Source organism: Nocardiopsis coralli (assembly GCF_014892575.1).
GTDB classification, from domain to species: Bacteria; Actinomycetota; Actinomycetes; order Streptosporangiales; family Streptosporangiaceae; genus Nocardiopsis; species Nocardiopsis coralli.
Window position 1 is genome coordinate 52,356 of record NZ_JADBGI010000008.1, and the last position, 26,743, is coordinate 79,098.

21 protein-coding genes are annotated in these 26,743 nt (G+C 72.3%); 14 read left to right on the forward strand and 7 right to left on the reverse strand.

What is annotated here, in order from left to right; all coding sequences use genetic code 11:
• Position 1: 1 nt before the first annotated feature.
• Positions 2 to 1,378 (forward strand): sensor histidine kinase, encoded by a 1,377-nt coding sequence (locus tag IDM40_RS10750; protein ID WP_193121810.1) that lies wholly within the window; start codon positions 2 to 4, stop codon positions 1,376 to 1,378.
• On the opposite strand, the gene IDM40_RS10755 is transcribed toward IDM40_RS10750, so the two are convergent.
• Positions 1,356 to 2,357, reverse strand: coding sequence for a TAXI family TRAP transporter solute-binding subunit (locus IDM40_RS10755; protein WP_193121811.1), 1,002 nt, complete (start codon positions 2,355 to 2,357; stop codon positions 1,356 to 1,358). The two genes, IDM40_RS10750 and IDM40_RS10755, sit on opposite strands and share 23 nt — an antisense overlap.
• A 218-nt stretch (positions 2,358 to 2,575) precedes the next feature.
• Between IDM40_RS10755 and IDM40_RS10760 the strand changes: the two genes are divergently transcribed.
• From IDM40_RS10760 to IDM40_RS10785, 6 genes are all read left to right on the forward strand, one after another.
• Positions 2,576 to 3,577: a TAXI family TRAP transporter solute-binding subunit gene (locus IDM40_RS10760; RefSeq protein ID WP_193121812.1), complete on the forward strand. Its 1,002-nt coding sequence runs from the start codon at positions 2,576 to 2,578 to the stop codon at positions 3,575 to 3,577.
• Between the two features lie 4 nt (positions 3,578 to 3,581).
• Positions 3,582 to 4,091, forward strand: a complete 510-nt coding sequence (locus tag IDM40_RS10765) for a DUF1850 domain-containing protein (RefSeq protein WP_193121813.1) — start codon at positions 3,582 to 3,584, stop codon at positions 4,089 to 4,091.
• Between the two features lie 66 nt (positions 4,092 to 4,157).
• Positions 4,158 to 6,368, forward strand: coding sequence for a TRAP transporter permease (locus IDM40_RS10770; protein WP_193121814.1), 2,211 nt, complete (start codon positions 4,158 to 4,160; stop codon positions 6,366 to 6,368).
• A gap of 174 nt (positions 6,369 to 6,542) precedes the next feature.
• Positions 6,543 to 7,583 (forward strand): hypothetical protein, encoded by a 1,041-nt coding sequence (locus tag IDM40_RS10775; protein WP_216630621.1) that lies wholly within the window; start codon positions 6,543 to 6,545, stop codon positions 7,581 to 7,583.
• Between the two features lie 99 nt (positions 7,584 to 7,682).
• Positions 7,683 to 9,122 carry a 3' terminal RNA ribose 2'-O-methyltransferase Hen1 gene (locus IDM40_RS10780; RefSeq protein WP_193121815.1) on the forward strand — a complete coding sequence of 480 codons (1,440 nt, stop codon included), beginning with the start codon at positions 7,683 to 7,685 and terminating at the stop codon, positions 9,120 to 9,122.
• Complete coding sequence (locus IDM40_RS10785; protein ID WP_193121816.1) at positions 9,119 to 11,701, forward strand: polynucleotide kinase-phosphatase; 2,583 nt, start codon at positions 9,119 to 9,121, stop codon at positions 11,699 to 11,701. The genes IDM40_RS10780 and IDM40_RS10785 overlap by 4 nt, the downstream gene beginning before the upstream one ends.
• 20 nt (positions 11,702 to 11,721) lie before the next feature.
• Here IDM40_RS10785 and IDM40_RS10790 read toward each other — a convergent pair whose 3' ends face one another.
• Entirely contained in the window at positions 11,722 to 12,285 is a 564-nt protein-coding gene (locus IDM40_RS10790; RefSeq protein WP_193121817.1) for an NADAR family protein, read from the reverse strand.
• Positions 12,286 to 12,389: 104 nt separating this feature from the next.
• Here IDM40_RS10790 and IDM40_RS10795 point away from each other — a divergent pair, with 104 nt between their 5' ends.
• Positions 12,390 to 13,181, forward strand: coding sequence for an SAM-dependent methyltransferase (locus IDM40_RS10795; RefSeq protein WP_193121818.1), 792 nt, complete (start codon positions 12,390 to 12,392; stop codon positions 13,179 to 13,181).
• Positions 13,182 to 13,256: 75 nt separating this feature from the next.
• Here IDM40_RS10795 and IDM40_RS10800 read toward each other — a convergent pair whose 3' ends face one another.
• Positions 13,257 to 13,616: a hypothetical protein gene (locus IDM40_RS10800; RefSeq protein WP_193121819.1), complete on the reverse strand. Its 360-nt coding sequence runs from the start codon at positions 13,614 to 13,616 to the stop codon at positions 13,257 to 13,259.
• A 285-nt stretch (positions 13,617 to 13,901) separates the two neighbouring features.
• On the opposite strand from IDM40_RS10800, the gene IDM40_RS10805 reads away from it, so the two are divergent.
• Positions 13,902 to 14,726, forward strand: a complete 825-nt coding sequence (locus tag IDM40_RS10805) for an alpha/beta fold hydrolase (RefSeq protein WP_193121820.1) — start codon at positions 13,902 to 13,904, stop codon at positions 14,724 to 14,726.
• 39 nt (positions 14,727 to 14,765) lie between these two features.
• On the opposite strand, the gene IDM40_RS10810 is transcribed toward IDM40_RS10805, so the two are convergent.
• Positions 14,766 to 15,002 (reverse strand): hypothetical protein, encoded by a 237-nt coding sequence (locus IDM40_RS10810; RefSeq protein WP_193121821.1) that lies wholly within the window; start codon positions 15,000 to 15,002, stop codon positions 14,766 to 14,768.
• 360 nt (positions 15,003 to 15,362) lie between these two features.
• On the opposite strand from IDM40_RS10810, the gene IDM40_RS10815 reads away from it, so the two are divergent.
• Positions 15,363 to 17,306, forward strand: coding sequence for an endonuclease/exonuclease/phosphatase family protein (locus IDM40_RS10815; protein ID WP_216630623.1), 1,944 nt, complete (start codon positions 15,363 to 15,365; stop codon positions 17,304 to 17,306).
• A gap of 57 nt (positions 17,307 to 17,363) precedes the next feature.
• On the opposite strand, the gene IDM40_RS10820 is transcribed toward IDM40_RS10815, so the two are convergent.
• Together IDM40_RS10820 and IDM40_RS10825 are read right to left on the reverse strand one after the other, a co-directional pair.
• Positions 17,364 to 18,089 (reverse strand): polyamine aminopropyltransferase, encoded by a 726-nt coding sequence (locus IDM40_RS10820; RefSeq protein WP_193121823.1) that lies wholly within the window; start codon positions 18,087 to 18,089, stop codon positions 17,364 to 17,366.
• An 85-nt stretch (positions 18,090 to 18,174) separates the two neighbouring features.
• The gene (locus IDM40_RS10825; RefSeq protein ID WP_193121824.1) at positions 18,175 to 18,357 is read right to left on the reverse strand and encodes a hypothetical protein; all 183 of its coding nucleotides are present in this window, start codon (positions 18,355 to 18,357) and stop codon (positions 18,175 to 18,177) included.
• A gap of 213 nt (positions 18,358 to 18,570) precedes the next feature.
• On the opposite strand from IDM40_RS10825, the gene IDM40_RS10830 reads away from it, so the two are divergent.
• The 4 genes from IDM40_RS10830 (at position 18,571) to guaA (ending at position 24,616) form a co-directional block, all read left to right on the forward strand.
• Positions 18,571 to 19,242, forward strand: a complete 672-nt coding sequence (locus IDM40_RS10830) for an ABC transporter ATP-binding protein (RefSeq protein WP_328806989.1) — start codon at positions 18,571 to 18,573, stop codon at positions 19,240 to 19,242.
• Complete coding sequence (locus tag IDM40_RS10835) at positions 19,239 to 21,779, forward strand: ABC transporter permease (RefSeq protein ID WP_193121826.1); 2,541 nt, start codon at positions 19,239 to 19,241, stop codon at positions 21,777 to 21,779. Before IDM40_RS10830 ends, IDM40_RS10835 begins: the two co-directional genes overlap by 4 nt.
• 135 nt (positions 21,780 to 21,914) lie before the next feature.
• Positions 21,915 to 22,943, forward strand: a complete 1,029-nt coding sequence (gene galE / locus IDM40_RS10840) for a UDP-glucose 4-epimerase GalE (RefSeq protein ID WP_193121827.1) — start codon at positions 21,915 to 21,917, stop codon at positions 22,941 to 22,943.
• Positions 22,944 to 23,035: 92 nt separating this feature from the next.
• Positions 23,036 to 24,616, forward strand: coding sequence for a glutamine-hydrolyzing GMP synthase (guaA, locus tag IDM40_RS10845; RefSeq protein ID WP_193121828.1), 1,581 nt, complete (start codon positions 23,036 to 23,038; stop codon positions 24,614 to 24,616).
• Between the two features lie 84 nt (positions 24,617 to 24,700).
• On the opposite strand, the gene IDM40_RS10850 is transcribed toward guaA, so the two are convergent.
• A complete protein-coding gene (locus IDM40_RS10850) occupies positions 24,701 to 26,680 on the reverse strand; it encodes a serine/threonine-protein kinase (protein ID WP_193121829.1) in 1,980 nt (659 codons plus the stop codon).
• Positions 26,681 to 26,743 lie beyond the last annotated feature (63 nt).

Below are 26,743 nucleotides of genomic sequence, written 5' to 3' on the forward strand. Positions count from 1 at the left end.
GATGCGCCGGCGTGTGACCACGGTGTACGTGACCCTGCTCGTGGTCGCGTGCCTGGGGCTGGCCTGGCCGCTGAGCGGCAGCATCGCCGCCCGTGGCACCTCCGAGATGCTCCTCGACCGCATCAACGACACCGCCCGGTTGTCCGGGCTCGCCGAACCGACGGTGCTCACCGGTTCGGTCGGAACACTCTCCGGGGAACTGGCCGCCTACGACGAGCTCTACGGCGTGGCCGGGGTGGTCCTGGACCGCGACGGCCGACTCGTGGCCTCCTCCCGCGACGGCCTCGAGGGGACCGGCCTGGAGGAGATCGTCGGCGGCGACCCTGCCGACCTGCCCGGCGAGGTGCGTACCGCCCTGGCGGGGGCGCGGCTCGGCACGGACGCCGTCGTGTGGCCGTGGAGCACGGACCCGCTCGTGGTCGCCGAACCGGTCGGTTCCGGCGAGGTCGTGGGTGTGGTCGTGACCGCGTCGCCCACCGGAGGGCTGCGCCGCGCGATCCTCCTGCAGTGGATGGGCGTGTGGATCGTGGCGCTGACGGTGCTGGTCGTGGGCATCGCCGCGGCCGGGCCCCTGACCCGGTGGGTGCTGCGGCCCATCGACCACCTCGACGAGGCCACCCGCGCCGTCAGCGAGGGCAGCCTCGACGCGCGGGTCCGGGCCGGGGACGGGCCCATGGAACTGCGCCGTCTGGGGGAGTCCTTCAACCGGATGGCCGACAAGATCTCCTCCATGCTGGAGAGCCAGCGCACCTTCGTCGCCTACGCCGGGCACCAGGTCCGCAACCCCCTCGCGGCGCTGCGCCTGCGTGTGGAGTCCCTGGGCCGCCACCTGCCCGAGGCCGGGACCCGCGAGCACCGCCTCGCCCTGGACGAGGTCGACCGCCTCACCCGCATCTGCGACAGCCTGCTCACCCTGGCCCGCACCGAGGACTCCGAGCACTCCCTGGTCGAGGAGGACGTCCGGGAGGCCGCCGAGGACCGTGTCGCCGCCTGGCTGCCCATCGCCGAACGCGCCGGGGCCCGCCTGGAGTGCGCCGGCGAGGCCGTGGCCACGGTGCACTGCGTTGAGGGCACCCTCGACCAGGCCCTGGACGCGCTCATCGACAACGCCCTCAAGTACGGGGGCGAGGGTGTGCACATCCGGGTGCTGGTGGAGGGCACGGGCGCGGTGCGGGTCGTCGACGACGGTCCCGGACTGCCGCCCGAGCAGCTTGCGGAGGCGACCCGGCCGTTCTGGCGCGACGGCGGGCACGGGGGTTCCGGGCTCGGGCTGTCGATCGTGGTCACCCTGCTGGAGATGCAGGGCGGCGGCCTGACGCTGCGCCCCGCCGAACCGCACGGCATCGACGCGCGGATCAGGTTCCCGGGGACGCCGTGACCGTCCACGGGTCGTGTGCGTACTTGACCGAGCGGTAGTACCGGGCGGCCCCCGGGTGCAGCGGGACCGGCAGCGTCGCGATCGCCGAGCGTGCGTCCAGGTGCAGCGCGACCGGGTGGATCCCGGTCAGGTCCGAGCGCGATTCGAACAGCACGCGGGTCAGGTCGCGGGCGTCGTCATCGGGCATGTGCGCACCCACCACGAGCAGGCTCGGAACGCCGATCGTGCGCACCGCGGGCACACCCGCGTAGGTGTGTGCGGGCACGGCCAGCTCGGAGAAGTACTCCCCGTGCTCGGCCACCAGGTCGGGTACGTGCTGGGCCAGGTCGAGCAGGCGGATCGGCGTCTCCTCGGCCAGGTCGGCCACCGCGCGGGTCGGCAGCCCGCCCGACCACACGAACGCCTCGATCCGGCCCTCGGACAGCGCCTCGGCGGAGCCCTCGATCGACAGGCGGCGGCGGTCCACCTCCTCGGCGCCGGCCGCGTCGAGCAGGCGTTCGGCCATCATCTCGGTCCCCGAACCGGGCGCCCCCACCGAGACGGGGGTGTCCTCCAGGTCGGCGACCTCCTCGTAGGGGGAGCCTTCCCGCACCACCACGTGGGTGTGGTTGTCGTACAGGCGCGCGACCGCGGCCACGGGCAGGGGCTCGTCGAAGGGGGCCTCGCCCTCCACCGACAGCGCCGCGACGTCGGCCAGGGTGAAGGCGGCGTCGAGCTCGCCGCGGGCGACCAGTTCCAGGTTCTCCACGCTCGCGCCCGTCACCTGCGTGGAGACCTCGGTGTTGGGGAAGTCGGCCGTGACCTCGGCGAGCCCGTCGCCGTAGACCTGGTAGACCCCGCCGGCACCGCCCGTGCCGACCGAGACGCGCAGCACTCGCGCGCCCTCCGGGTGGGACAGCGTCAGCACCAGGGAGAGCACGAGCACGGTGGAGGCCAGCAGGATCACTCTGCCGGCTCGGCGGGAGGGGGCCCGTTGCATGGCGCCACTCTAGGGTGTCGGGCAAGAGGCCGGCTGAACCGGCCCTGACCTCGAACGTCGCCTGCGCTGCGACGGCGGGCCGGCCACCTCAGAAGAGGCTCAAATCCCCGCGCGGGGACTACGGATGACGGGCACGTGACGGTTAGGTTTCCGACAGCGGAGTGGCACGCGCCACATCCCCCGTCAGGACACCCCGCCCCTCCGAGAGGACCCAGACCATGCGTCGCTCCCTGTTGAAGGCCGCCGCGATCCCCGCCGGCGTCCTCCTTCTCTCCGCCTGCTCACAGCCGGCCGACAACACCGACGGCCCCGTCGAGAACCTCAGCATCGCCACGGGGGGCACCAGCGGCGTCTACTACCCCATCGGAGGGGTCCTGGCCACGATCGTCGAGAACGAGTTCGAGGGCCACCAGGCCTCCGTCGAGGCGACCGGCGCCAGCGTGGAGAACATCCGCCTCATCGACTCCGGCGAGGCCCACCTGGCCATCGTCCAGGGTGACTCCGCCGACCAGGCCATCAGCGGCACCGCCGACTTCGAGGGCGAGGAGATCCAGACCCGCACGCTCGCGGTGCTCTACCCCAACGTCTTCCACGCCGTCACCTTCGACTCCATCGCCGAGTCCCAGGGATACGAGTGCTTCTCCGACGTGGTGGGCACCCGCTACTCTGTCGGCGACATCGGCAGCGGCAACGAGACCACCACCAACCAGGTCTTCGAGAGCCTCGGCATCGACGAGGGCGACATCGAGCTCGACCAGCTCGGGTACGCCGAGACCGCCACCGCGCTCCAGAACGGCCAGCTCGACGCCGGTTCCTGGGTCGTCGGCGAGGGCCACTCCGGCATCGTCGAACTCGGGACCACCGACGACATCTCGATGATCCCCATGTGCGACGAGGAGCTCGACCAGATCGTCGAGGGCGACGGCGACTACACCGAGCACACCATCGAGGGCGGCACCTACCCGGGCGTCGACGAGGACGTCACCACCGTCGCCACCTGGAACGCCCTCGTGGTCTCGGAGGACTTCGACGACGACCAGGCCTACGAGATCACCAAGGCCATGTACGACAACATCGACGACGTCATCGGCGCCTACGCCCCCGGTGAGGAGTACCTGGTGCCCGAGACCATCGAGAACGCCCCCGTTCCGGTGCACCCCGGCGCCCAGCGCTTCTACGAGGAGCAGGACGTCGAGGTCCCCGAGGGCGTGCAGGAATAACACCGTGCGCCGCCGGTGGATCCGGGCCGGGGCGCTGACGGTGGCCGTCGCCGCCGTGGCGCTCCTGCTCTGGCCGGCCCGGCCCGCGTTGCGTGTCAGCGACGAGGGCCGGGCCCTGGGCCACCTGCCGCTCGCCGAGGGAGAGGCCCTGACCGTGGCCTACACACACTCCATCGACGGGCTGCCCATAGAGGAGGACCTCGTCGTCGAGGACGGCCACCTCGTCGTGGACGCCACCCGGCTCCGGCAGTTCGGTGCCGGGATGGGGCAGATCCCCGGAGAGGGACACGGCCGCGCCGACGGTCGGTGGTGGGTCGTGGAGGACCTCGACCGCGACATCGGCCCCGAGCTGGTGCTGAGGGTCGGGTCGTCCGAGGTCGACCACCGGCTCCGGGTCCCCGGCACCGAGGTGGAGCTGTCCCCCTGCCTGGCCGGGCAGCGCGTCACCGTGGAACCGGTCCGGGTCTCGACCCTGCGCCTCTGGCTCGACGGCGGGCCCCGGCCCGACTGCTGACCCCCCCGACCCCCCCGACCCCCGCCCCCCGTACGACCCGAACCGCCGAACCACCCGAGGTGGATCATGACCGACAGCCCGAGACAGGACCGGGGCGAGGTACCCGAGGGCCCCGCCCCCGACGAGGGGACCGACACCGCGGAAGCCACCCACGGGTCCGCGTTCGGGACCCGGCGCCACACGACCGGGACCTCCGCCGATGCCCTCCCCGACGTCGAGGGGCGCGACGAGGAACTCCCTCCCGTCTGGCGCCGCATCGCCGCCGAACGCTGGGGAGCCGGGCGCTCCGCCGACGTGGTGGGCGTCCTCGTGCTCGTGCTGGCCACCGCACTGACCGCGTTCCAGCTCTACGTGGCGCTGGCTGCCGGGGTCGACGCCCGCCAGCAGCGGCTCGTGCACCTGATGTTCGTGATGCTGCTGGTCTTCCTCATCATGCCGCCGCTGAAGATGGCCAAGGACGAGGACGGCGGCGTCCTCGACACCCCGGGCAACCGCACGCGCGGAGTGATCGGGCTGGTCATCGACGCCGCCGCGATCGGGCTGGCCGTGGTCACCAGCCTCTACCCGATCGTCTTCCAGGCGGAGCTGGCCTCGCGCGCGGGCGGTTACGAAGAGATCGACTGGATCATGGGCCTGCTCGCGATCCTGGTGCTCCTGGAGGCCACCCGGCGTGCGGTCGGTTGGGTGATGGTCATCCTCGTGGTGCTGTTCATGTACTACGCCTGGCTCGGACCGCTGATCCCCGGAGAATTCGGGCACACCGGCGCGACGATCCAGCGCATCGCCACCCACAGCTACCTGGGCAACGACGGTATCTACGGGATGACCCTCGGCGTGGTCGTCACGTTCGTGTTCGTGTTCATCCTGTTCGGCGCGATCCTGTCCAAGAGCGGCGGCGGCAACTTCTTCGTCGGCCTCGCCTACGTGCTCACCGGGCGCATGGTCGGCGGCCCCGCCAAGGGCGCGGTGCTCGCCAGTGCGCTCATGGGCTCCATCAACGGCAGCGCCATCGCCAACGTCGTCACGTCCGGGCCGTTCACGATCCCCCTGATGAAGCGGGTCGGTTACAAGAAACACGACGCCGCGGGGGTCGAGGCCGCCGCGTCCACCGGTGGACAGATCCTGCCGCCCATCATGGGCGCCGGCGCGTTCATCATGGCCGAGCGCCTCGGTGTGCCCTACGCCGACATCGTCAAGGTCGCGATCATCCCCGCGATCATGTACGTCGGGGTGATGTTCCTGTTCGTGGACATCCTCGCCCGCAAGTACCGGATCGGTGCGCTGGGCGCGGACGAGGTCCCCGGCTTCCGGACGGTCATGAAGGCCGGCTGGCACTTCCTGGCCCCGCTCGTGCTGCTCATCGTGCTTCTGCTCAACTACGTGCATCCCGCGCAGGCCGGGCTCTACGCCTGCGGTTCGCTGCTCGTGGTCGCGATGCTGCGGGTGAGCAGCCGACTGAGTGTTCGCGACTTCTTCGAGGTCTTCGTGACGGCCGCGCGCAACACCCTGGTGGTGTCGGTGGCCTGCGCCGTCGCCGGCATCATCGTCGGCATGGTGGGGCTGACCGGGCTCGGGCTGGTCTTCTCGAACGTGCTCGTCACGGCGTTCGCCGGGAGCCTGTTCCTGACGCTGCTCATGGTCGCTCTGGCCTCGCTGGTCCTCGGCATCGGGCTGCCGGTCACCGCCTCCTACGTGGTGCTGGTGATCCTGGCCGGCCCCGCCCTGGAGGAGCTCGGCCTGGCGCTGATCGTCGCGCACATGATCGTGTACTGGTTCAGCCAGGACTCCAACGTCACCCCGCCGGTGGCCTTCGCCGCGTTCGCCGCCGCGGGCATCGCCGGGTCGAGGCCGATGCGCTCGGGTGTGTCCGCGTGGAAGTTCGCCAAGGGCCTCTACCTGATCCCGTTCCTGATGGCCTACTCCGCGCTCATGGCGCTGGACGGGCCCGTCATCGACGTGGTGATCGCCGTGGTCACCGGCTGTGTGGCCCTGGCCGCGTCGGCGGTGGCGATCGAGGGCTTCCTCCTGCGCAGGGTCATGATCGTCGAACGCCTCGGGCTGATCCTGGCCGCGCTGCTGGTGATGATCGCGCCCGAGTGGACCGACCTCTTCCAGGCCGTGCTCTCGCTCGGCGTCCACCACTACTGGTTCGTGCTCGCCGGGACCGTGCTCGGCGTGGCCCTGCTGACTCTGCACGTGGTCAGCCACCGTGTCGCCCAGCGCTCGGGCGGCGGTGAGGAGCTGGCCGAGGCCGGGTCCGCCGTCCGCGCCGACTGACCGACCCCCGGTGCGCGTTCCCGTCCTCGCGCACCGGGTGGGGCGGCCGCGGGCAGGAGGAAGCCGCGGCCGCCCTCTGCTGTCCGGGTGCTTCCCGAGCAGGGCTCCGGGCCGGGCCGGCGGACGCCTGCCGTCGCACGGCAGCGCGACGAACAGGCCCTAAGCTCGGGAAGCATGTGGCGTTTCGGATGGAATCGGAAGAGGGTGCTGCGCGGCACCGACATCGACGCGCTCCTGGTGCCCGCCGGGTACGGGACCGACCCCGTGGTCCGCGCTGTGTGCGAGGCCGCCCTCGAGGGGGACCTGGGGCCCGGGCTCACCCTGCTCGCCGACACCCGCGACGACCACCACGCCCGCGTCCAGGTCGCCGAAGCGCTGGGGCGCGCCGCGGTGGAACGCCCCGGTGACGTCGCCGAACTCGCCGAGGACGGCGCCGACCAGGCCGACGTGCTCCTGTGGGTGGGCCACGCGCTGCTGTCCGGGGCCCAGCGCCGCCCCGCCGGTTCCTCGCAGGCCGACCGCAAGGGCATGGAGGCGGCCCTGCACGAGGTGCGCATCCCGTTGGACAACGCGGCCGAGCTGCGCCCCGACGACCCGGCGCCCTGGGCGGCGCTGCAGACCGTCGCCATGGGACTGGGGGCCGACCGCGACGAGAAGGACCGCCTCTGGCGCGAGATCACCGACCGTGCCCCCGCGCTCTTCCCGGCCCACATGACCCGCGTGCGCGCGCTCTCGCCCACACGGGGAGGCACCACCGAGGAGATGTTCGCCGCGGCGGGCGCCTCCGCCGACGTCGCACCCGAGGGCGATCCGCTGCCGGCGGTGCTCGCCCTGGCGCACGCCGAGCACCTGCGCGGCGAGGAGAAGCGCCTGGTCGCCGAGGGCAAGAGCCCCGACATCGCCCACCTGGGCCTGGGCCGGCTGCACGGCGAACCCGTCCAGGAGCTCTTCGACCTGGCACGCTCCTGGGCCGAGCACGCCGTCCCGCACGTCTACGACGTGCAGGCCCATCATCTGTTCGGATGGGCCTTCCACCGCGCCGGCATGCAGGACCCGGCGCGGTGGCACCTGGGCGCCGTCGGCCGTTACGCGTGCGACCTGCCGTGGTCGTTCTTCGGCGCACCCCGCGTCGAGATCGCCGGCGCCATGGCCGAGCTCGGCGTCGACCCCACCGCCCACGACACCGACGGCGCCGACCCGGACCGCGAGAGCTAGAGCGGGCCTCGGCGGCACTGTGCAGCGGGGTGCGAGGGTTGTCCACAGGCGGAGGAAAAGCACTGGTTTTTGCGGGCGGGCCACCGTGAGAATGCTGGCGTGCTTCTGACGATCACGACCACGCAGACCCCGTCCGCCCCCGCGAGCGACCTCGGTTTCCTGCTGCACAAGCACCCGGACCGGGCGCAGCGCTTCGAGCAGTCCTTCGGCACGGCGCACGTGTTCTACCCCGAGGCCGGGGACGAACGCTGCACCGCCGCGCTCCTGCTCGAGGTCGACCCGCAGGCGCTGTTGCGGACGCGCACGTCGGTGAGCACACCCGACTTCGCCCTCGCCCAGTACGTCAACGACCGGCCCTACGCCACGTCCTCGCTGTTCACGGCCGCGCTCGGCCGGGTCATGCGCACGGCGCTGCGCGGCCGCTGCGAGCAGCGCCCCGAACTCGCCCGCACACCCCTGCCGCTCGAGCTCCACCTGCCCGCGGTCCCGTGCCGCCCGGGCCCCGAACGCGCCCGCGCCCTGTTCGAGCCGCTGGGGTGGACGGTGCGCGCCGAGCCGGTCCCGCTCGACCCCGGACTGCCCGGCTGGGGCGACTCCCACTACCTGTCGCTCACCCTGACCGGAACCCTGCGGCTGTCGGAGGCGCTCAACCACCTGTACGTGCTGCTGCCCGCCATGGACGGCGGCCGCAAGCACTACTGGGTCGACGAGACCGAGGTCGACAAGCTCCTGCGGGCCGGCGGGGTCGCCGAGGCGGCGGGGGAGGAGCCCGAAGAACCGGCCGAGGAACCCGGGTGGCTGGCCACGCACCCCGAGCGTTCCTGGATCACCCGGCGCTTCCTCGACCGGCGACAGCGCTACGTGCGCACGGCGCTGGGCCGGCTGCAGGAGGCCGAGAGCGTCCTCCCCGCCGAGGCCGAGGACGACCCGGCCGTCGAGGAGCGCGCACCCGACCTGGCCGAGCAGCGCATCGGCGCGGTGCTCTCCGTGCTGCGCTCGGAGCAGGCCGACAGCGTCGTCGACCTCGGCTGCGGCAGCGGGGCGCTCCTCACCCACCTCGTGCGCGAACCAGCGCTGCGCCGCATCACCGGCGCGGACGTCAGCACCGGCGCCCTCGCCCGCGTGCGTGAGAGCCGCGCGGAACTCCTCGTGGGCTCGGTCGTGCACCGCGATCCGCGCTTCCGTGGCCACGACGCCGCCGTGCTCATGGAGGTGATCGAGCACCTGGACCCCTCGCGGCTGCCCGCCATGGAGGAGGTCGTGTTCGGCGACGCCGCACCCCGGGTCGCCGTCGTGACCACACCCAACGCCGAGTACAACACCCACTACGAAGGCCTGGCCGAGGGCGCCTTCCGCCACAGCGACCACCGGTTCGAGTGGACCCGCGCCGAGTTCGGGGCCTGGTCCGACCGGGTCGCGCGGACCCACGGCTACACGGTCCGGCGGCTGCCCGTCGGCCCCGACCACCGCGACACGGGCGCGCCCACCCAGCTGGCCGTCTTCACCCGCCACGACCCGGAAGAGGGGGCAGGTTCATGACCACCGACACCACCGGCACCGAGCCGCGCGTGCTCGGGGTCCCCGAAATGGGCCTCGTCCTGCTCATCGGGGTCTCCGGTTCGGGCAAGTCGACCTTCGCCGCGCAGCACTTCCTGCCCACCCAGGTCGTCAGCTCCGACGACTGCCGGGCGCGGGTCAGCGATGACCCCGACGACCAGTCCGCCAGTGCCGACGCGTTCGCGCTCCTGCACACGATGGTCGACATCCGGCTGCGCCGCGGCCTGCTCACCGTCGTCGACGCCACCAACGTGCAGCGCCACGCCCGCGGTGAGCTCGTGCGCATCGCCAAGGCCAACAACCTCCTGACCACCGCGATCGTGCTCGACGTGCCCGAGGCCCTGGCCCGCGAACGCAACGAGGAACGCCCCGACCGCGACTTCGGGCCGCACGTGATCCACCGTCAGCGGCGCGACCTGCGCTCCTCCATCAAGCGGCTCGACAAGGAGGGCATCCGCAAGGTGCACGTGCTGCGCGGGCCCGAGGAGATCGAGCGCGCCCGCATCGGCCTCGAACGCCCCTGGCCGGACAAGCGCGAGCTCACCGGCCCCTTCGACGTCATCGGTGACGTGCACGGCTGCCGCTCCGAACTCGAGACACTCCTGGAACGCCTCGGGTACGCGCTCACCCGCGACACCGACGGCCGTGCCGTGGGCGCCCGCCACCCCGAGGGCCGCACCGCCGTGTTCGTCGGCGACCTCGTCGACCGCGGCCCCGACAGTCCCGGGGCGCTGCGCCTGGCCATGAACATGGTCGACGACGGCGACGCCCTGTGCGTGCCCGGCAACCACGAGAACAAGCTCGTGCGCGTGCTCAAGGGCCGCACCGCGCGCCTCACGCACGGGCTCGACCGCACCGTGGAGCAGCTCGAGAAGGAGACCCCCGAGTTCCGCGACCGGGTGCTCTCGTTCTGCGACGGCCTGGTCAGCCACCTCGTGCTCGACGACGGCAAGCTCGTGATCGCCCACGCCGGGCTCAAGGAGGACTACCACCTGCGGGCCTCCGGGCGGGTGCGTTCCTTCGCCCTGTACGGCGACACCACCGGCGAGAGCGACGAGTACGGGCTGCCCGTGCGCCTGCCGTGGGCGCGCGACTACCGCGGCCGGGCCGCCGTCGTGTACGGGCACACCGTCGTTCCGCACGCGGAGTGGCTCAACAACACGCTGTGCATCGACACCGGGTGTGTCTTCGGCGGCGAGCTCACCGCCCTGCGCTGGCCCGAGAAGGAGACCGTCGCCGTGCCGGCCGAACAGACCTGGTTCGAGCCGGTGCGCCCCGCCGTGCCCGAACCCGCGTCCGACGGCCCGCCCCCGGCGGTCATCGACATGCACGACCTGGGCATCGACTCGGGCCGGGGCCTGCACGTGGAGACCCCGGACGGTGCCGTGCGCGCCGACGAGGGCAGCACGCTGGCCGCGTTCGAGGCGATGAGCCGCTTCGCCGTCGACCCGCGCTGGTTGCTGTACCTGCCGCCGACCATGGCGCCCGCGCCGTCCGCGGCCTCGCCCACTCTGCTGGAACACCCGGCGGAGGCGTTCTCTGCGTTCCGGGGCTCCGGGGTCGAGCAGGTGGTGTGCCAGGAGAAGCACATGGGATCGCGCGCCGTGGCGGTGCTGTGCCGGGACGCGGCAGCCGCCGAGCGCCGCTTCGTCCCGGGTGAGCTGGGCACGGTGTACACGCGCACCGGGCGGCCGTTCTTCGCAGACCCCGACGTGGGCCGGGAGATCGTCGACCGGTTGCGGGCCGCCGTCACCGGCGCCGGCCTGTGGGAACTCCTGGGCACCGACTGGATCGCCCTGGACGGAGAGATGCTGCCCTGGTCGGCCAAGGCCCACGGGCTGATCCGCGACCAGTACGCGTCCGTGGGCGCGGCCGCCCGGGCCTCGCTCCCCGCGGCCCGGGACGCCCTCGCCGCGGCCGCCGCGCGCGGGGCCGGCGTGGACGGGCTCCAGGGGGCCGTCGAGCGCCGCATCGACCAGATGGAGGGGTTCAGCCGCGTCTACCGCCGGTACACCTGGGACACCGACGGGGCTGCCGGGCTCCGCTACGCACCGTTCATGGTGCTGGCCTCCGAGGGGCGGGAGTACTCCGACGCCGACCACCTGTGGCACATGGCCATGGCCGAGAAGCTCGCCGAGGCCGGCGACATGGTGCACCCCACCCGCTACCGGACCGTGGACACCACCGACCCGCAGGACTGCGACAACGCCGCCGCGTGGTGGACCGACCTGGTGGCCGCCGGGGGCGAGGGCGCGGTCGTCAAGCCGGTCGTGGGTGCCCGCGCGCGTGGGCGCAAGGGCCTGACCCAGCCCGGGCTCAAGGTGCGCGGGCCGGAGTACCTGCGCATCATCTACGGCGCGGACTACACCGACCCCGAGCGCCTGGCCGTACTGAAGGAGCGCCGGAACCCGGGGCGCAAGAACGGCATGGCGATGCGCGAGCACAAGCTCGGCCTCGAGGCCCTGGCCCGCCACGCGCGTGGCGAGCCCCTGTGGCGGGTCCACCAGCCGGTCTTCGCCACGCTCGCGCTGGAGAGCGAACCGGTCGACCCGCGACTGTGACGGTCTGCCCGGGTCCCGGTTCACCGCAGCCGGGCCCGGGCCTCCATGAGGGCGAAGCCGAGCAGGTTCAGTCCCCGCCAACACCGCGGGTCCCCGACGTCCGGGTCGTCCTTGGCCATCCCGATCCCCCAGACCCGGTCGCCGGGGCTCGCCTCCACCAGCACCCGTGCCCCGGTGCCCAGCAGGAACGCCGCGAGCTCCGGGTGCCGGCCGAACTTCGCGACGCTGCCCTCCACGACGATCCCGTACCGCGCGGCCTCCCAGGCCCCCTGCTCGAACCCGGCAACGCCGCGGCCCAGCGCCTTGGCGTCCCCCGGATGCTCCGCGGCGAGGATCCTGCGCTCGCTCCCGACGTCGCCGAACAGCCGCGCCTTCCCGGCCATCATGTAGTGCTCGGCGGTCCGGTAGGTCTTCCCGTCCACCGTGAAGGGCGCCTCCCACCACTGCGACAGGCAGCTCGCCGACACCCCCGAGGGCGGCTTCCGGTGCCCCCAGAAGAACAGGTACTCCGCGGCGTCGGCCTCGCGGGACAGGGACAGCAGATCGTCGACGGAACGGGCGTCGGCGGGGGTCGTCGGTGCCATGCAACGCAGTATGCAGCACGGGAATCCCCGCGGAACAGGGCTTCCACTACGATGCGTTGGCACACCGCCCCACCACCCCGCCCCCACGGATCGAGGTACCTCCCATGCCCGACGGCCCCACCCCGCAGATCGACACCACCCGCACCCACTCCGCGCGCATCTGGAACTACTGGATGGGCGGCAAGGACCACTACCCCGTCGACCGCGAGGCCGGGGACCAGGTGATCAAGCACTTCCCGGAGATCGTCGACCTGGCCCGCAGCAGCCGCGAGTTCCTCATCCGCGCCGTCACCCACCTGACCCGGGAAGCGGGGGTGCGCCAGTTCCTCGACATCGGGACCGGGATGCCCACCGCCGACAACACCCACGAGGTCGCCCAGTCGATCGCCCCGGAGTCCCGCGTGGTCTACGTCGACAACGACCCGCTGGTGCTCGCCCACGCACGTGCGCTCCTGGTCGGCGCCCCCGAGGGCGCCACCGACTACGTGCACGCCGACGTGCGCGACCCCGACACGATCCTGGAGCACGCCTCCCGCACCCTCGACCTGGACCAGCCGGTCGCGCTCATGCTCCTGGGCATCCTCGGCCACGTGCCCGAGGACGAGGTCCTGCCGATCGTGCACCGACTCCTGGACGCCCTGCCCTCCGGCAGCTACCTGGCGATCTACGACGGCACGAACACCAGCGAGGCCTACAACCGGGCCATCGAGATCGGCAACGAACAGGGCGACGTGCCCTACCTCCTGCGCAGCCCGGAGGCGATCGAGGCGCGCTTCGAGGGGCTGGAGCTCCTCGACCCCGGCGTCGTGCCCTGCCCCCTGTGGCGTCCGCGCCCCGTCGAGGTCGGCAACCTCCGCGGCATGGACCAGTACTGCGGGGTGGCCCGCAAGCCCTGACCCGGGGCGCAGCGGGCGCCCTGCCCGGATCCGGGTCCGGGCAGGGCGCGTTCGTCCCCCACGGGCACGGGTCCGTCAGTTGGGCGGGTAGGCGCAGGCCCCTTCCACGGGCCCGAGGTTGGTGACGGCGATGTACTCGTCGGTCGCCAGTCGGCGGAAGACGACGTTGCCGGAGCCCTCGTCGGCGAAGGTGCTCTCGGTGGCCACGACCTCGTCGCCCGCGTAGAGATGGTGCGAGACGTTGTTCGCGGTCGAGTTGGGTGAGGTACGGACGTTGGCCACGTTCGCCGTGACGACGTAGGGGCAGGCGCCGTCGCTCGCCGTGAACGGCAAGGCCTGGGCCGGGGTGGCCAGCAGCGTGCTGCCGAGGACCGCTGCCGCCCCCAATGCGACAGCCGTGGTGGCACGGGGGAGAAGGCCGTGTCGATTCCGCATGAAAACCCTCGTTCCGAGTTGGGAGATGTGAAAAAGGAGTGCGGGCCCGCTGATTTCGGTGCCGTCGAGTGATCAGTTCGCCGGCGCCGGTTCGAACATAGCCCGGATCCGGGGAGTCCATGCTGGTCAGGCCACATGCGGCCACGGGGCGTCCGAATTCGATCACGGTTTCCGGTGAATGCTGACGATGTGTCGCCCTTGTGCATTTCATGTTCGACGTTCGAAGAATCCGGGGAAGCCACGAGGGTGCCCGCCGGCCGCTCTCACCGATCGAAGGAGAGACCCGTGACGGAGAGGATCGCCACCGCAGCGGACGGATCTGACATCCGCGGCTTCGACGAGGGCGAGGGCCCGCCCGTGATCGTTCTGCACCCGGGGATGGACGACGGAACCTCGTGGGACCGTGTGAGCGCGCGGCTCGCCCCGCGTTTCCGTGTCGTGCGCCTGCACCGGCGCACCTACCGGACGGACCTGCACGTGGATCCCCGGGGTTCGCTGGGCCAGGAAGCGGACGACGTCGCGGCGGCCGCCCGGGCCCTGGGCGGGCGTGCGGTCCTGGTCGGCCACTCCTCGGGCGCGGTCGTGGCGTTGGAGGCGATGGCGGCCTCGCCCTCGTCGTTCGCGGGGGCAGTGCTCTACGAACCGCCCGCGCCGGTCGAGGGCATCCCGCTCGGGGGAGAGGCGCTCCGACGGGCCGAAGCCGAGCTGGCCCGGGGCAGGACCGGGCGGGCGATCACGATCTTCATGCGCGACATCGTCCGGTATCCCGGGTGGCCGGCCCGGGTCTTCGGGCTCATGGTGGGGGCCGTGCCCTACCTGCGGCCCCGCGCGCGGCGCCAGCTCGTCGACTGCGAGGCCATGGACCGGGCCGGCGTGCGCACCGCGGAGTACTCCGGGATCGGGGTTCCGGTGCTCTTCCTCCTGGGGCAACGCAGCCCGTCCCACCTCCACCGCCGGACCGAGGCGCTGCGTGGCGCGATCCCGGGGGCCAGGGTCTCGGTGCTGCCCGGGCAGGGGCACATGGCCAACCGGCTCAGGCCGGCACGGGTCGCCGACCTGGTCGAGGGGTTCCACGACGCCGTGACCGGGCTCAGCGCAGGACAGGGCTGAGGCGCGGGCCGCGAGCCTCGGCCCCGGTGCTCACCGGCCCTACGAAGAGTTGTTGCGGTAGGCCTTCACGATGCCGCCGACGACGGTGGCCGCCCCGCCGACGATCAGCAGGACGAGCATCGGTGTGCGCAACCCGTTGTGCAGTTCCACGCAGGCGTCGCGGGCCGGGTTGCCGAACATCCAGTCGCCGAACGAGGGCTCCAGGTTGTAGGCCGGGTTGAACACGGATCCGCAGTCGGTGTTTCCGGCCGACCCCGGCAGGATGCCGAGGGCCACGCCCGCGACCAGGGCGACGACGCCGCCGATGACGATGAAGTCGAGCGCTCCGCGTGAGGACCCCTGCGGCCCGGGGGGGTGGGCTGCTCAATGTGTGCTCCAACGACGTGTGGGGGTGCCGGTATCGTACGTCGGGGCATAACGCTGGGTAACCCTGCTGTGGGGGCCACATGCGGCCACGGGGCCGGGGATCCCGGCCACCAGGGGATCCGGTCGGCGGTGGGGCTCCGGGGCCCGCCGGGCCTTGGTGCGAACACACGAACGCCCCCGCTCGACCCGCTTGGCGCATCCCACCAACCCCCGCGGGCGACCCGGAATCTTCACGCCGGGTCCTTCCCCCGGACATCGCAGGGCGGCATGATGTGCGGGCCCGCTGACCCCCACGCACTGGGAAGTGACGAAGGCGTGCCACGAGCATTCCCCATCCCCCGCAACCCCCTGACCCTCTCCCTGTCGGCCGCTGCGGCGCTGGCCCTCGGCGCCGGGCTCACCGCGGCCCTCCCCGCCTCCGCCGAGAACGGTGCGGAGCCCGCGCCCGAGGTCGGGGGCGTGTACGGCGCCTCCTCCGACCCCATCGAACCCGGCGACGTGCGTATCCACGACATCCAGGGCACCACCCGGCAGTCCCCGATCGTCGGCGAGCTCGTCGACGGCGTCCCGGGTGTGGTCACCGCCGTCGCCGAGTTCGGCAGCGCCCGCGGGTTCTGGTTCCAGGACACCGAGGGCGACGGCGATCCGCGCACCAGCGAGGGCCTGTTCGTCTTCACGGGCGAGGACACCCCCGAGGTCCGGGTCGGCGACGAGATCCTCGCCTCCGGACGGGTGAGCGAGTACCGCCCCGCCGAGGGCGCGCAGAGCATCACCCAGCTCGACCAGGGCAGTTGGACCATCGTCTCGGAGGGCAACGACCTGCCCGAGGCGGTCCTGTTGGAGGAGGACACCCTCCCCGAGGGGTACGCGCCCGAAGGCGGCGACATCACTGACCGCGAGCTCGAGCCCGACACCTACGCGCTCGACTTCTGGGCCGCGCACGAACACATGCGCGTCCGTGTCGAGGACGCCCCGGTGGTCGCACCCACCGACGCCTACGACGCGTTCTGGGTCACCACCCGCCCCGACGACAACCCCTCGGTCAACGGCGGCACGGTCTACTCCTCCTACGACGACCCCAACCCGGGACGGGTGAAGGTCGAGTCGCTCATCGACCACGACGAGGAACCGTTCCCCGAGGTGAACGTCGGCGACACCATGTCCGGCGCGATCGAGGGGCCGGTCTACTACAGCGAGTTCGGCGGATACCTGGTGCGCGCCACCGAGATGGGCGAGCACGTGCCCGGCGACCTGGAGCGCGAGCCCGTCCGTGAGGCCGAACCGCACGAGGTCTCCGTGGCCACCTACAACGTCGAGAACCTGGGCGGCGCCGACGACCAGGAGGACTTCGACCGCATCGCCGAGGGTTTCGTCTCCTCGCTCGGCAACCCGGCGATCGCCGGCCTGGAGGAGATCCAGGACAACAGCAGCGAGGAGGACGACGGCACTGTCGACGCCGACCTCACCCTCGACCGCCTGGTGGAGGCCATCGCCGACCAGGGCGGGCCCGAGTACGAATGGCGCCAGATCAGCCCGGAGGACAACGCGGACGGCGGTGTGCCCGGCGGCAACATCCGCAACGCGTTCCTGTTCGACCCCGAACGCGCGGACTTCGTCGACGTCGAGGGCGGCGACGCCACGACCCCCGTCGAGGTGGCCGAGGGCGACAGCGGCGCGGAACTGAGCGTCTCCCCGGGCCGCATCGACCCGCAGCACGAGGCGTGGGACGAGACCCGCAAACCGCTGGTGGGCCACTTCCGGGCGCAGGACCAGGACCTGTACGTGGTCACCAACCACTTCAGCTCCAAGGGTCCCGACGAGCCCCTGCACGGCGTGAACCAGCCGCCGGAGCGGGTCACCGAACCGCAGCGCAACGACCAGGCCGAGGTCGTGCGCGACTTCGCCGACGAGCTGTTGGCCGCGGACCCGGAGGCGAACCTCGTCGTCATGGGCGACCTCAACGACTTCCAGTTCTCGCGGACGCTGGAGATCCTCACCGACGACGGGCCGCTCCACAACCCGATGACCGACCTGGACGCCGGAGAGCAGTACAACTACGTGTTCGACGGCAACTCGCAGGCGCTCGACCACATCCTCGTCGCCGGCGGCCTCGCCGACCGCGTGGACTACGAGATCGTGCGCATCAACTCCGAGTTCCACGACCAGGTGAGCGACCACGACCCGCAGGTCCTGTGGTTGGACACCCGGGACTGACCCGCCCCCGAACGAACGGGCCCCGGCGGTTCCCTCACCGCCGGGGCCCGCCGTGCTTCAGGCCCCGGGTGCGATCGCCAGGTAGACGGAGTTGCTGGACTCCCCGCCCTGGATCGGGTTGGGGAAGCTGACGACCTCCGCCCACGCGCGGTCGAAGACGCCGCCGAGCAGTTCGGTGAAACCCTCGTCCGGTGCGTCGTTGGACCACAGGGCGAAGACCCCGCCGGGCACGAGCAGGTGGTCGCGCAGGTGGCGCAGGCCCTCGGGTGTGTACAGGCCCGCGTGGCCCGGGTCGAGCACGTGCGTGGGGGAGTGGTCGATGTCGACGATCACCGCGTGGAACGGTTCCGGCTCCGGCTCCGGGGCGGGGCCCGACCCCGCACCCACCATCGCGAAGAAGTCCCCGTGCACCAGGCGGCAGCGGGGGTCGCCGGTCAGCGTCGGCCCGAGCGGGATCAGCCCCTGCCGGTGCCAGTCGATCACCTCGGCCATGGCCTCGACCACGACGAGCGATCCGACCGCGTCGTCCTCCAGCACGGCCTCGGCGGTGTACCCCAGACCCAGGCCGCCGACCGCCACCCGCAGGTCCGTGCCCCCGGTCTGCGCCAGGGCCAGCCGGGACATCTCGATCTCCGCCGCCGTGAACAGGCTCGACATCAGGAACTCGTCGCCGAGCTTGATCTCGTGGACCTCCGCCCGGAACAGCGGGTCGTAGCGGCGGCGCAGGCTGAGTTCACCCATCGGGGTCTGTCGCCAGTCGAGCTCCTGGAAGCGGGCGCTCATGTCGTCTCCTGCGGTCGGCGGTCGGTCGTGCGGTCCGCCCCGACCGTAGCGCGGCCGCGGAACACCCGAGTGCGTTCCGCCGTGGTCAGGCCCCGGAGCCCGGTCCGGCGTCCCGGCGGGCGCGGCGTTCCTCCAGGTCGCGCTGCTCGTGTGCGTGCTGCCGCAGCGCGGCCAGCACCCCTCCCTTGACCACGTGGTGGGCGGCGTAGAGAGCGAGAGCGATGAAGACGACGGTGAGGGCCAGGGAGGAGATGGCGTCGGAGGGCATGGCCCCACCCCAGGGTGTGCCTTTCCCCCGGGGTATGGCTCGCCCTACCCCGGAACGGTGTTCCCGGGTAGTGCCGGGGAATCAGGGGATCCGTAGCGTTCTCGGTGTCATTGGAAAGGCAGATCCATTCCCCTCCGAGAACGGTGGCATTCCTCCATGGGTTCGGTCGTGATGTCCGGTGTCGGTCGTACGTACGGCGAAGGAGACACGGCGGTGGCCGCGCTCCGCGGCGTGAGCTGGACCTTCGGCGAGGGTTCGTTCACCGCTGTGATGGGTCCGTCGGGTTCGGGGAAGAGCACCCTGCTCACGTGCGCGGCCGGCCTCGTACGCCCGAGCGAGGGCACCGTGTTTCTCGGCGGAACCGCGATTCACGCCCTTCCGGAGAATGAACTCGCCGTCGTTCGCCGAGAACGTGTCGGCTTTGTCTTCCAGGAATTCAACCTGATCCCCGCACTGACCGCGCGGGAGAACATCGAACTCCCCCTGCGCCTGGCGGGTCGCCCGGTCGACACGGCGCGGCTGGACCGCATCGCCCGGCGCGCGGGTATCCACGACCGCCTCTCCCACCGCCCCGACCAGCTCTCCGGCGGCCAGCAACAGCGCGTCGCCCTCTGCCGGGCCCTCATCACCGCCCCCGACCTCGTCTGCGCGGACGAACCCACCGGTGCCCTGGACAGCGGTTCGAGCCGGCAGGTCATGGACCTGCTCAGGGAAGCGGTCGACGACTTCGGGCAGACACTGGTGCTGGTCACGCACGACCCGCTCGCCGCGAGCTACGCCGACCGGGTGCTCTTCCTCGTGGACGGATCGATCGCCGGCACCATGGATGCGCCGACGTCCCGGAACGTTGCCGAGCGCATGGCCGTCCTGGCGGGTGCGTCATGATCCGGATCGCCTGGCGCATCCTCCGCCGCAGCCCGGGCACGCTCGCCGGGGCCCTGGTCATGACCGCCCTCGGTTCCGCCCTGTTGAGCGCGTTCCTGGTGCTGCACGACTCGATCGACCGGACCCGCGCGCCCGTGGAACGCTATGCCGGCGCCGACGTCGTGGTGGCGGGGGAGGACGGTCTCCTCACCGCCGAACTGGTCGACTCCCTGTCCGACCTGCCCGGCGTCGACGAGGCTGTCCCCGAACTCTCCTTCCCCGCTTCGGTCCTGGACACCGACGGCGCACCGCTCATCGCCCAGGAGGAACGCCCCCAGACCGGCCACGCCTGGACCAGCGCGTCCCTCACCCCGATGCGGGCCGACGAGGGAACCGGACCCCGGACGGACGGCGCGGTCGTCGTCGACCGCGCGCTCGCCGAGGCCGCCGGCGCGGAGGTGGGCGACGACCTCACCGTCGACGTCGCGGGCACCGCCCGCACCTACGAACTCGCGGGCCTGGCGACCGGCCCCGACGGCGATGACCTCGCCCACCAGCACACGCTGTACTTCCACCCCGAGGAGGCCGAGCGCCTCGCCGAGCGCGGGGACGGCCGTGTCGACGCCGCCGGACTGACCCTCGAACCCGGCGCCGACGCCTCGGAAACGGCGGCACGCGCCCGCACCCTGGTCTCCGACGGGCTGGCGGGCGATGCGCCGGTCCCGTCCGGCTCCGAGCCCTTCCATGTGGCCGTCGGCGCCGACCGCGGCGAGCTCGAGGGCACCTGGCCCGACCACAGCGCCACCGCGGCGGCCCTGACACTGCTCGTGTGGATCGTCGCGTTCATGGCGGCCGCGGTGATCGCCGGCGCGCTCATCACGTCCGTGCGGCGCAGGGCCGAGCAGGTCGCCCTGTTGCGTGCGATCGGTGCGACACCCCGGCAGGTCCGGCTGCTGTGCCACGGCGAGGCCCTGCTGATCTCGGTCGTCGCGGCGGCCGTGGGCTGCCTGCTCGGTCTGGCGCTCGCGCAGGCCATGGTCGGGGTCTTCCGCGAGCTCGGCCTCGTCAGCTCCGTCCTGGCCCTGCGGATCGGTGCCGAACCCCTGATCACCTCCCCCGCCGTGACCGTCCTGGTCGCGCAGGTCGCGTCGTGGGCGGCCTCGCGTTCGGCCCTGCGCATCCGTCCGGGCGATGCCCTGGGCGGAACCCCGGTGCGGGGCCGCGGCCCGTGGCGCACCCGGATCCAGATGGGCTCGGGCGTGCTCCTGCTCGTCGCCGCCGGGACCCTCCAGGCCCTGGGGATGGCGGGGCTCGTCCCGCCGGTGCTCTACGCGAGCTACGGCATGATCGCCGCGGGCCTGATCATCGCCGGTATCGGCCTCCTGGGCGCCTGGGCCATCCACGCCTGCGCCCGCGCACTCCGCCGTCCGGTGGCGGCCGCCGCGGGCGTGGGCGGACACCTGGCCGCCGCCAACGTGCGCTTCTACTTCCGCCGGTACGCAGGGGTGGCCGCGCCCCTGGCCGTCGGTGTCGCGATCGCGGGGTGGGCGCTCAGCGGGCTCCCCCTGTTCGCGCTGGGCAACGCCGACCAGGTCGCCGAACGCTTCGACGCCGACCGGGTCCTGAACACCCCCGTCGTGCGCGATCAGCACCTCGGGTTGTCCGAGGAGACACGGAACCGGGTCGCGGCCGACGACGGTGTCACCGCGACCGCCGGCCTGCGGGAGACCTGGGCGCACGTGCGCGCGGACGACAGCGAGGTCCCTGTCCGAGCAGGAGAGATCACACGCCTGACACTGGTCGAGGGCGAGGCGAGCGGGCTGCTGGACCTCGGCGCGGTCGACGGTGACCTGGCACTCGTGGAGACCGGCGAGGGCGTGGCCGTCGGTGCGTCCCACGCGGGCAACCGCGGGCTGGAACTCGGCGACGAGGTCGAGCTCCGGGTCTCCGGGGCCACCGAGGTCTCGGTCCACCCGGTGGTGGCGGTGTACGAACACGACGACGGCGGGCAGGACGGGCTGTTGGCCTCCGCCTCCGCGTTGCAGGGGCAGGTCGCCGGCGGCCGGCACGACTTCGTGCTCGCCGCCGAGGACAGCGCCGCGGCCGCCACCCCGGTCACCGGTGAGGCCAGGGCCGAGGACCCGGAACGCTTCCACACGACCTACGTGCACGAACGCGAGGGTGCGATCGACAACCTCGGAACCGTCGCCACCGCGCTCGTCGGCGTCTTCCTCGTCCTGGCGGCGGTCAACGCCCTGGCGGTCTCGGCCTCCGCCCGCAGGTCCGAACTGGCCTCCATGCGCCGGCTCGACCTGACCACACGGCAGATCAACGCCATGGTCGGTTGGGAGATGGCCCTGACCGTGGTCCCCGCCTGGCTGCTCGGCACGGCGGCGACCGCCTGGATGGCCCTCGCGATGGCCGGCGGCGACGTCGGTGCTGCTCTGTGGGCGTTCCCGTGGGCGGTGCTGTCCGCGGTGGGTGTGCTCGGTCTGACGGTCGCGGTGGCGGGTGCACGGGCGGCCACCCGCGGGCTGCTGCGTTCCCTCCCCGTGTAGAGGGCGGTCCCCCCGAACCCCCGTGTCAGGGCTCACCACCGGGCAGGGCGGGGCGGGTCCTATGCTGGGGGCGTCCGCGGGCCGGGCCACACCCGACACTGCGCCCGCACCCGGCCACGAGCGAGGGGACCAAGGATGAACGTGCTGCTCACCGGAGGTGCCGGCTACATCGGTACCCACACGGCGGTCGAGCTCCTCGAGGCCGGGCACGACGTGGTCGTCGCCGACTCCCTCGTCAACAGCCACGAGGAGGCCCTGCGCCGCGTCGAGCGCATCACCGGCCGCGGGGCCGCCTTCCACCGCGTCGACTGCACCGACCCCGACGCCCTGCGCGACGTGTTCTCCGCGCACGACATCGACGCCGTCGTGCACCTGGCCGGGCTCAAGGCCGTCGGGGAGTCGGTCCACCAGCCGCTGCGCTACTACCGCAACAACCTCGACGCGCTCCTCACCCTGGCCGAGGTGATGAACGAGTTCGGGGTGCGCGACCTCGTCTTCAGCTCCTCCGCGACCGTCTACGGCGATCCCGAGGCCGTGCCGATCCCCGAGTCCGCCGGGCTGGAGACCACCAACCCCTACGGCACCACCAAGCTCTTCATCGAGCAGATGCTGCGCGACCTGGCCGCCGCCGACCCGTCGCTGCGCATCATCTCCCTGCGCTACTTCAACCCGATCGGCGCCCACGCGAGCGGCCTCATCGGCGAGGACCCGCAGGGGGTGCCCAACAACCTCTTCCCCTACATCGCGCAGGTCGCCGCCGGACGCCGCGACCACCTCAGCGTCTTCGGCGACGACTACGACACCCCCGACGGAACCGGGGTCCGCGACTACCTCCACGTCGTCGACCTCGCCCGCGGGCACGCCGCCGCCCTCGACCACCTCGCCGACCGCGAGGGGTACCGCGTCTACAACCTCGGCACCGGACGCGGGACCTCGGTGCTGGAGTGCGTGCGCCTGTTCGAGGAGGCCACCGGCGTACACGTGCCGTACCGCGTCACCGGCCGCCGCCCCGGCGACATCGCGGTCTGTTACGCCGACCCCACCGCCGCCGCCCACGACCTCGGTTGGAAGGCCCAGCTCACCGTCGCCGACGCCTGCGCCGACACCTGGCGCTGGCAGGACGGCAACCCCCGCGGCTTCGCCGGAGAACCCTCCGAGGGCTGAGCCGGAGCGCACACCCCGGAGCGGCCCCCTGAACACCGGGAACGCCCTAGACTTGGGGGAGATCCCTTTATCCCTGCGGAAGGTCCTCCGTCGTGTCCGTTGGTGCTGACACCACGTTCGACACCGTCCTCGTCGTCGACTTCGGCGCGCAGTACGCGCAGCTGATCGCACGGCGGGTGCGGGAAGCGCACGTGCACAGCGAGATCGTGCCCTCGACCATGCCCGTCGAGGAGATGCTCGCGAAGAAACCCAAGGCCATCATCCTGTCCGGCGGGCCCTCCTCGGTCTACGCCGAAGGCGCCCCCAACGTGGGCGCGGAGCTGTTCGAGACCGGGGTCCCGACCTTCGGCATCTGCTACGGCTTCCAGGCGATGACCCGCGCCCTGGGCGGCACGGTCGCCCGCACCGAGCTCAGCGAGTTCGGCCGCACCCAGCTCACCGCCGAGTCCGGCTCGGTGCTGTTCGAGGGCATGCCGGCCGACCAGCTGGTGTGGATGTCGCACGGTGACTCCGTCGTCGAGGCCCCCGCAGGGTTCGCGACCACCGCACACACCGCCGGCGCCCCCGTGGCTGCCTTCGAGGACACCGACCGCCGCCTGTTCGGCGTGCAGTTCCACCCCGAGGTCATGCACACCGAGCACGGCCAGGAGGTGCTGCGCCGCTTCCTGTACGAGGGTGCCGGGTGCCGCCCCACCTGGACCATGGTCAACATCGTCGAGGAGCAGGTCGACCGCATCCGCGGGCAGATCGGCGACAAGCAGGTCATCTGCGCCCTCAGCGGCGGCGTGGACTCCGCGGTCGCCGGCGCCCTGGTCCAGCGCGCCGTCGGCGAGCAGCTCACCTGCGTCTTCGTCGACCACGGCCTCCTGCGCAAGGGCGAGGCCGAGCAGGTCGAGAAGGACTACGTCAACATCACCGGCGCCAAGCTCAAGGTGGTCGACGCCCAGGCGCAGTTCCTTGACGCGCTCGCGGGTGTCAGCGACCCCGAGGAGAAGCGCAAGATCATCGGCCGCGAGTTCATCCGCGTCTTCGAGCAGGCGGCCCGCGAGGTCGTCGCCGAGAGCGGGGACGGCGACAGCGAGGTCGAGTTCCTGGTGCAGGGCACCCTCTACCCCGACGTCGTGGAGTCCGGCGGCGGCACCGGCACCGCCAACATCAAGTCGCACCACAACGTGGGCGGTCTCCCCGAGGACCTGCAGTTCACCCTCGTCGAGCCGCTGCGCGAGCTGTTCAAGGACGAGGTCCGCAAGGTCGGCGAGGAGCTCGGCCTGCCCTCCGAGATGGTGTGGCGCCAGCCCTTCCCCGGCCCCGGCCTGGGCATCCGCATCATCGGCGAGGTCACCCGCGAGCGCCTGGAGATCCTGCGCGACGCCGACGCGATCGCCCGCGAGGAGCTCTCCCGCGCCGGCCTGGACCGCGACATCTGGCAGTGCCCGGTCGTGCTGCTGGCCGACGTGCGCTCGGTCGGCGTTCAGGGCGACGGCCGCACCTACGGCCACCCGGTGGTCCTGCGCCCCGTCAGCAGCGAGGACGCCATGACCGCCGACTGGTCGCGGGTCCCCTACGACGTCCTGGCGCAGATCTCCAACCGCATCACCAACGAGGTGCGCGAGATCAACCGGGTCACGCTCGACGTCACGAGCAAGCCCCCGGGCACCATCGAGTGGGAGTAGACGCTCCCGGAACGTAGGAAGGGGGCCGGTCCGCGGGCAGCGGGCCGACCCCCTTCCACGTGCGTGGGGTAGGAGCGTGCGGGCTCAGTAGTCCTGGAACTCGTAGTCGTCGGAGCGCTCCACGAGGTCGCCGATCGGGACCTCCTCGTAGCGGTCCAGGTCCTGGCCGGCCTGCTCGCCCTCGGGGAGTTCCTCGGCGGTCAGCAACAGCGTCTCGGGGGTGTGGTCGCTGAGGATCAGGAAGACCACCGGACCCCCGACCTCCTGGCCGGGCGCGATCGCGGACTCCCACAGCGGGGCGTCCTCCTCGGAGGTGGAGGGCTTGCGCGCCGGCTCGTCGGACCGGTCGGTGACCATGACCTGGTTCTCGGCCCGGATCCGCACGGGCTCGTCGCCGTTGTTGGTGACCGACAGCTCGGCCACGCAGTACTCGCCCCGGTCGAGCTGGGCCTCGGAGTGCACACCCACCTGGTTCATGCCGCACACGACCGCCATGACATCGAACTCGACCGGACCGGTGCCGGCCTGGCCCTGCGGGTCGTCGGGCCCGGCATCGGCCTCGTTGTCGGGGGAGTCCTCGGCGGAGTCCTGGCTCTCGGAGGCGTCGTCGGCACCGAACCACAGCGGCCCGGACCCCGGGTTGAGCACGGTGAACAGCAGGAACAGGATCGCCGCCACCAGCGCGACCCCGCCCAGCCCCAGTGCCAGGAACAGACCCCTGCGGCGCCCGGGCTCGGCCGGACGGTGCGGGGGCGGCGGGACCGGAGGCACGTACGGGCGCGAGCTGGGCCGTGGCTGTTGGGCCTGGGCCTGTTGCGCCTGCGCCTGGTGGGCCTGGGCCTGTTGTGCCTGGGCCTGCTGCGCCTGCGGGTTCTGCTGGTCGCCCGGCGCCACCATCGGGATCGGGCCCGTGGAGGCCGGGTGCTGCGCGGGCGGAGGCCCGCCCGGGTGCTGCTGGGCCTGCGGCGGCGCCCCCGACGGGTGCGCGGCCGGCTGCGGGCCGCCGTGCGGACCGGGCTGCGGGTGCGCGAAGTTTCCGGTCTGGTGGGCCTGCGGCACCGGAGGACCGGCCTGCTGGAACTGCCCCGGCGGCGGACGGCGCATGCCGCTCGCCGTCTGGTGCGCACCCTGCGGCGGCTGGGGCGGGGCCCCGGGGCCGGGCGGGATCGGGGGCAGCTTCGGGTGCCACGACTGGTTCAGCGCGTCGGAGACCATGTCGTTGCTGTTGTCCTCACCGCCGGTGAGCTCCAGCAACAGGTCCTGCGCCGTCGGGCGGCGCCCGGGCTCCTTGGCCAGGGCCTGGGCGACGAGCCGGTCCAGCGGGCTGTCGAGGTTGCCCAGCTGCGGCTCGGCGAACAGCACCCGCTTGCCGAGCGTCATCGCGTCGCCGTTGCCGAACGGGTGTGTGCCGTTGCCTGCGAAGGCCACCATGCAGCCCCACGCGAAGATGTCCGCGGAGGTGGTGACCTGCTCCTCCAGCAGCTGCTCGGGCGCCATCCACCCTGGGCTGCCCATGACGATGCCGGTCTGGGTGTGGCTCGTGGCGGTGTTCATGGCCCGGGCGATACCGAAGTCGATCACCCGCGGTCCGGACAGCGACAGCAGCACGTTGGCGGGCTTGAGGTCGCGGTGGACCAGCCCGGTGCGGTGGATGGCGGCCAGCGCCGCGGCCACACCGAGCGCGAACCCGTGCAGTGTCGAGGGGTCCAGGGGACCGTTCTCGGCGACGTGTTCGGCCAGCGCGGTCCCGGCGATGTACTCGGTGACCATGTACGGCCGGTTCTCGAAGGTCCCGTGGTCCAGGACCTTGGCCGTGCAGAAGGAGGCGACCTTGCGGGCGTTCTCCATCTCGTCGCGGAACCGGGCCCGGGTCTGCTCGTCGAACGCGAGCTCCGGGCGGATGACCTTGATGGCTACCTGGTTGTTGCGCTCCGGCATGCTGCCGAGGTAGACGGTCCCCATGCCTCCGCTGCCCAGTTTCCCGGACAGCACATAAGGACCGATGGTGGCCGGATCTCCGGCAGCCAGCGGTTCCAGGTTCTTCGGGAGCCCATCCGACGGCAAGCGACCCTCCCCGACGGTGTCCAAACTCCGCCTTGCCCCAAGGTAGCGGTGTTTGTGCCCGGA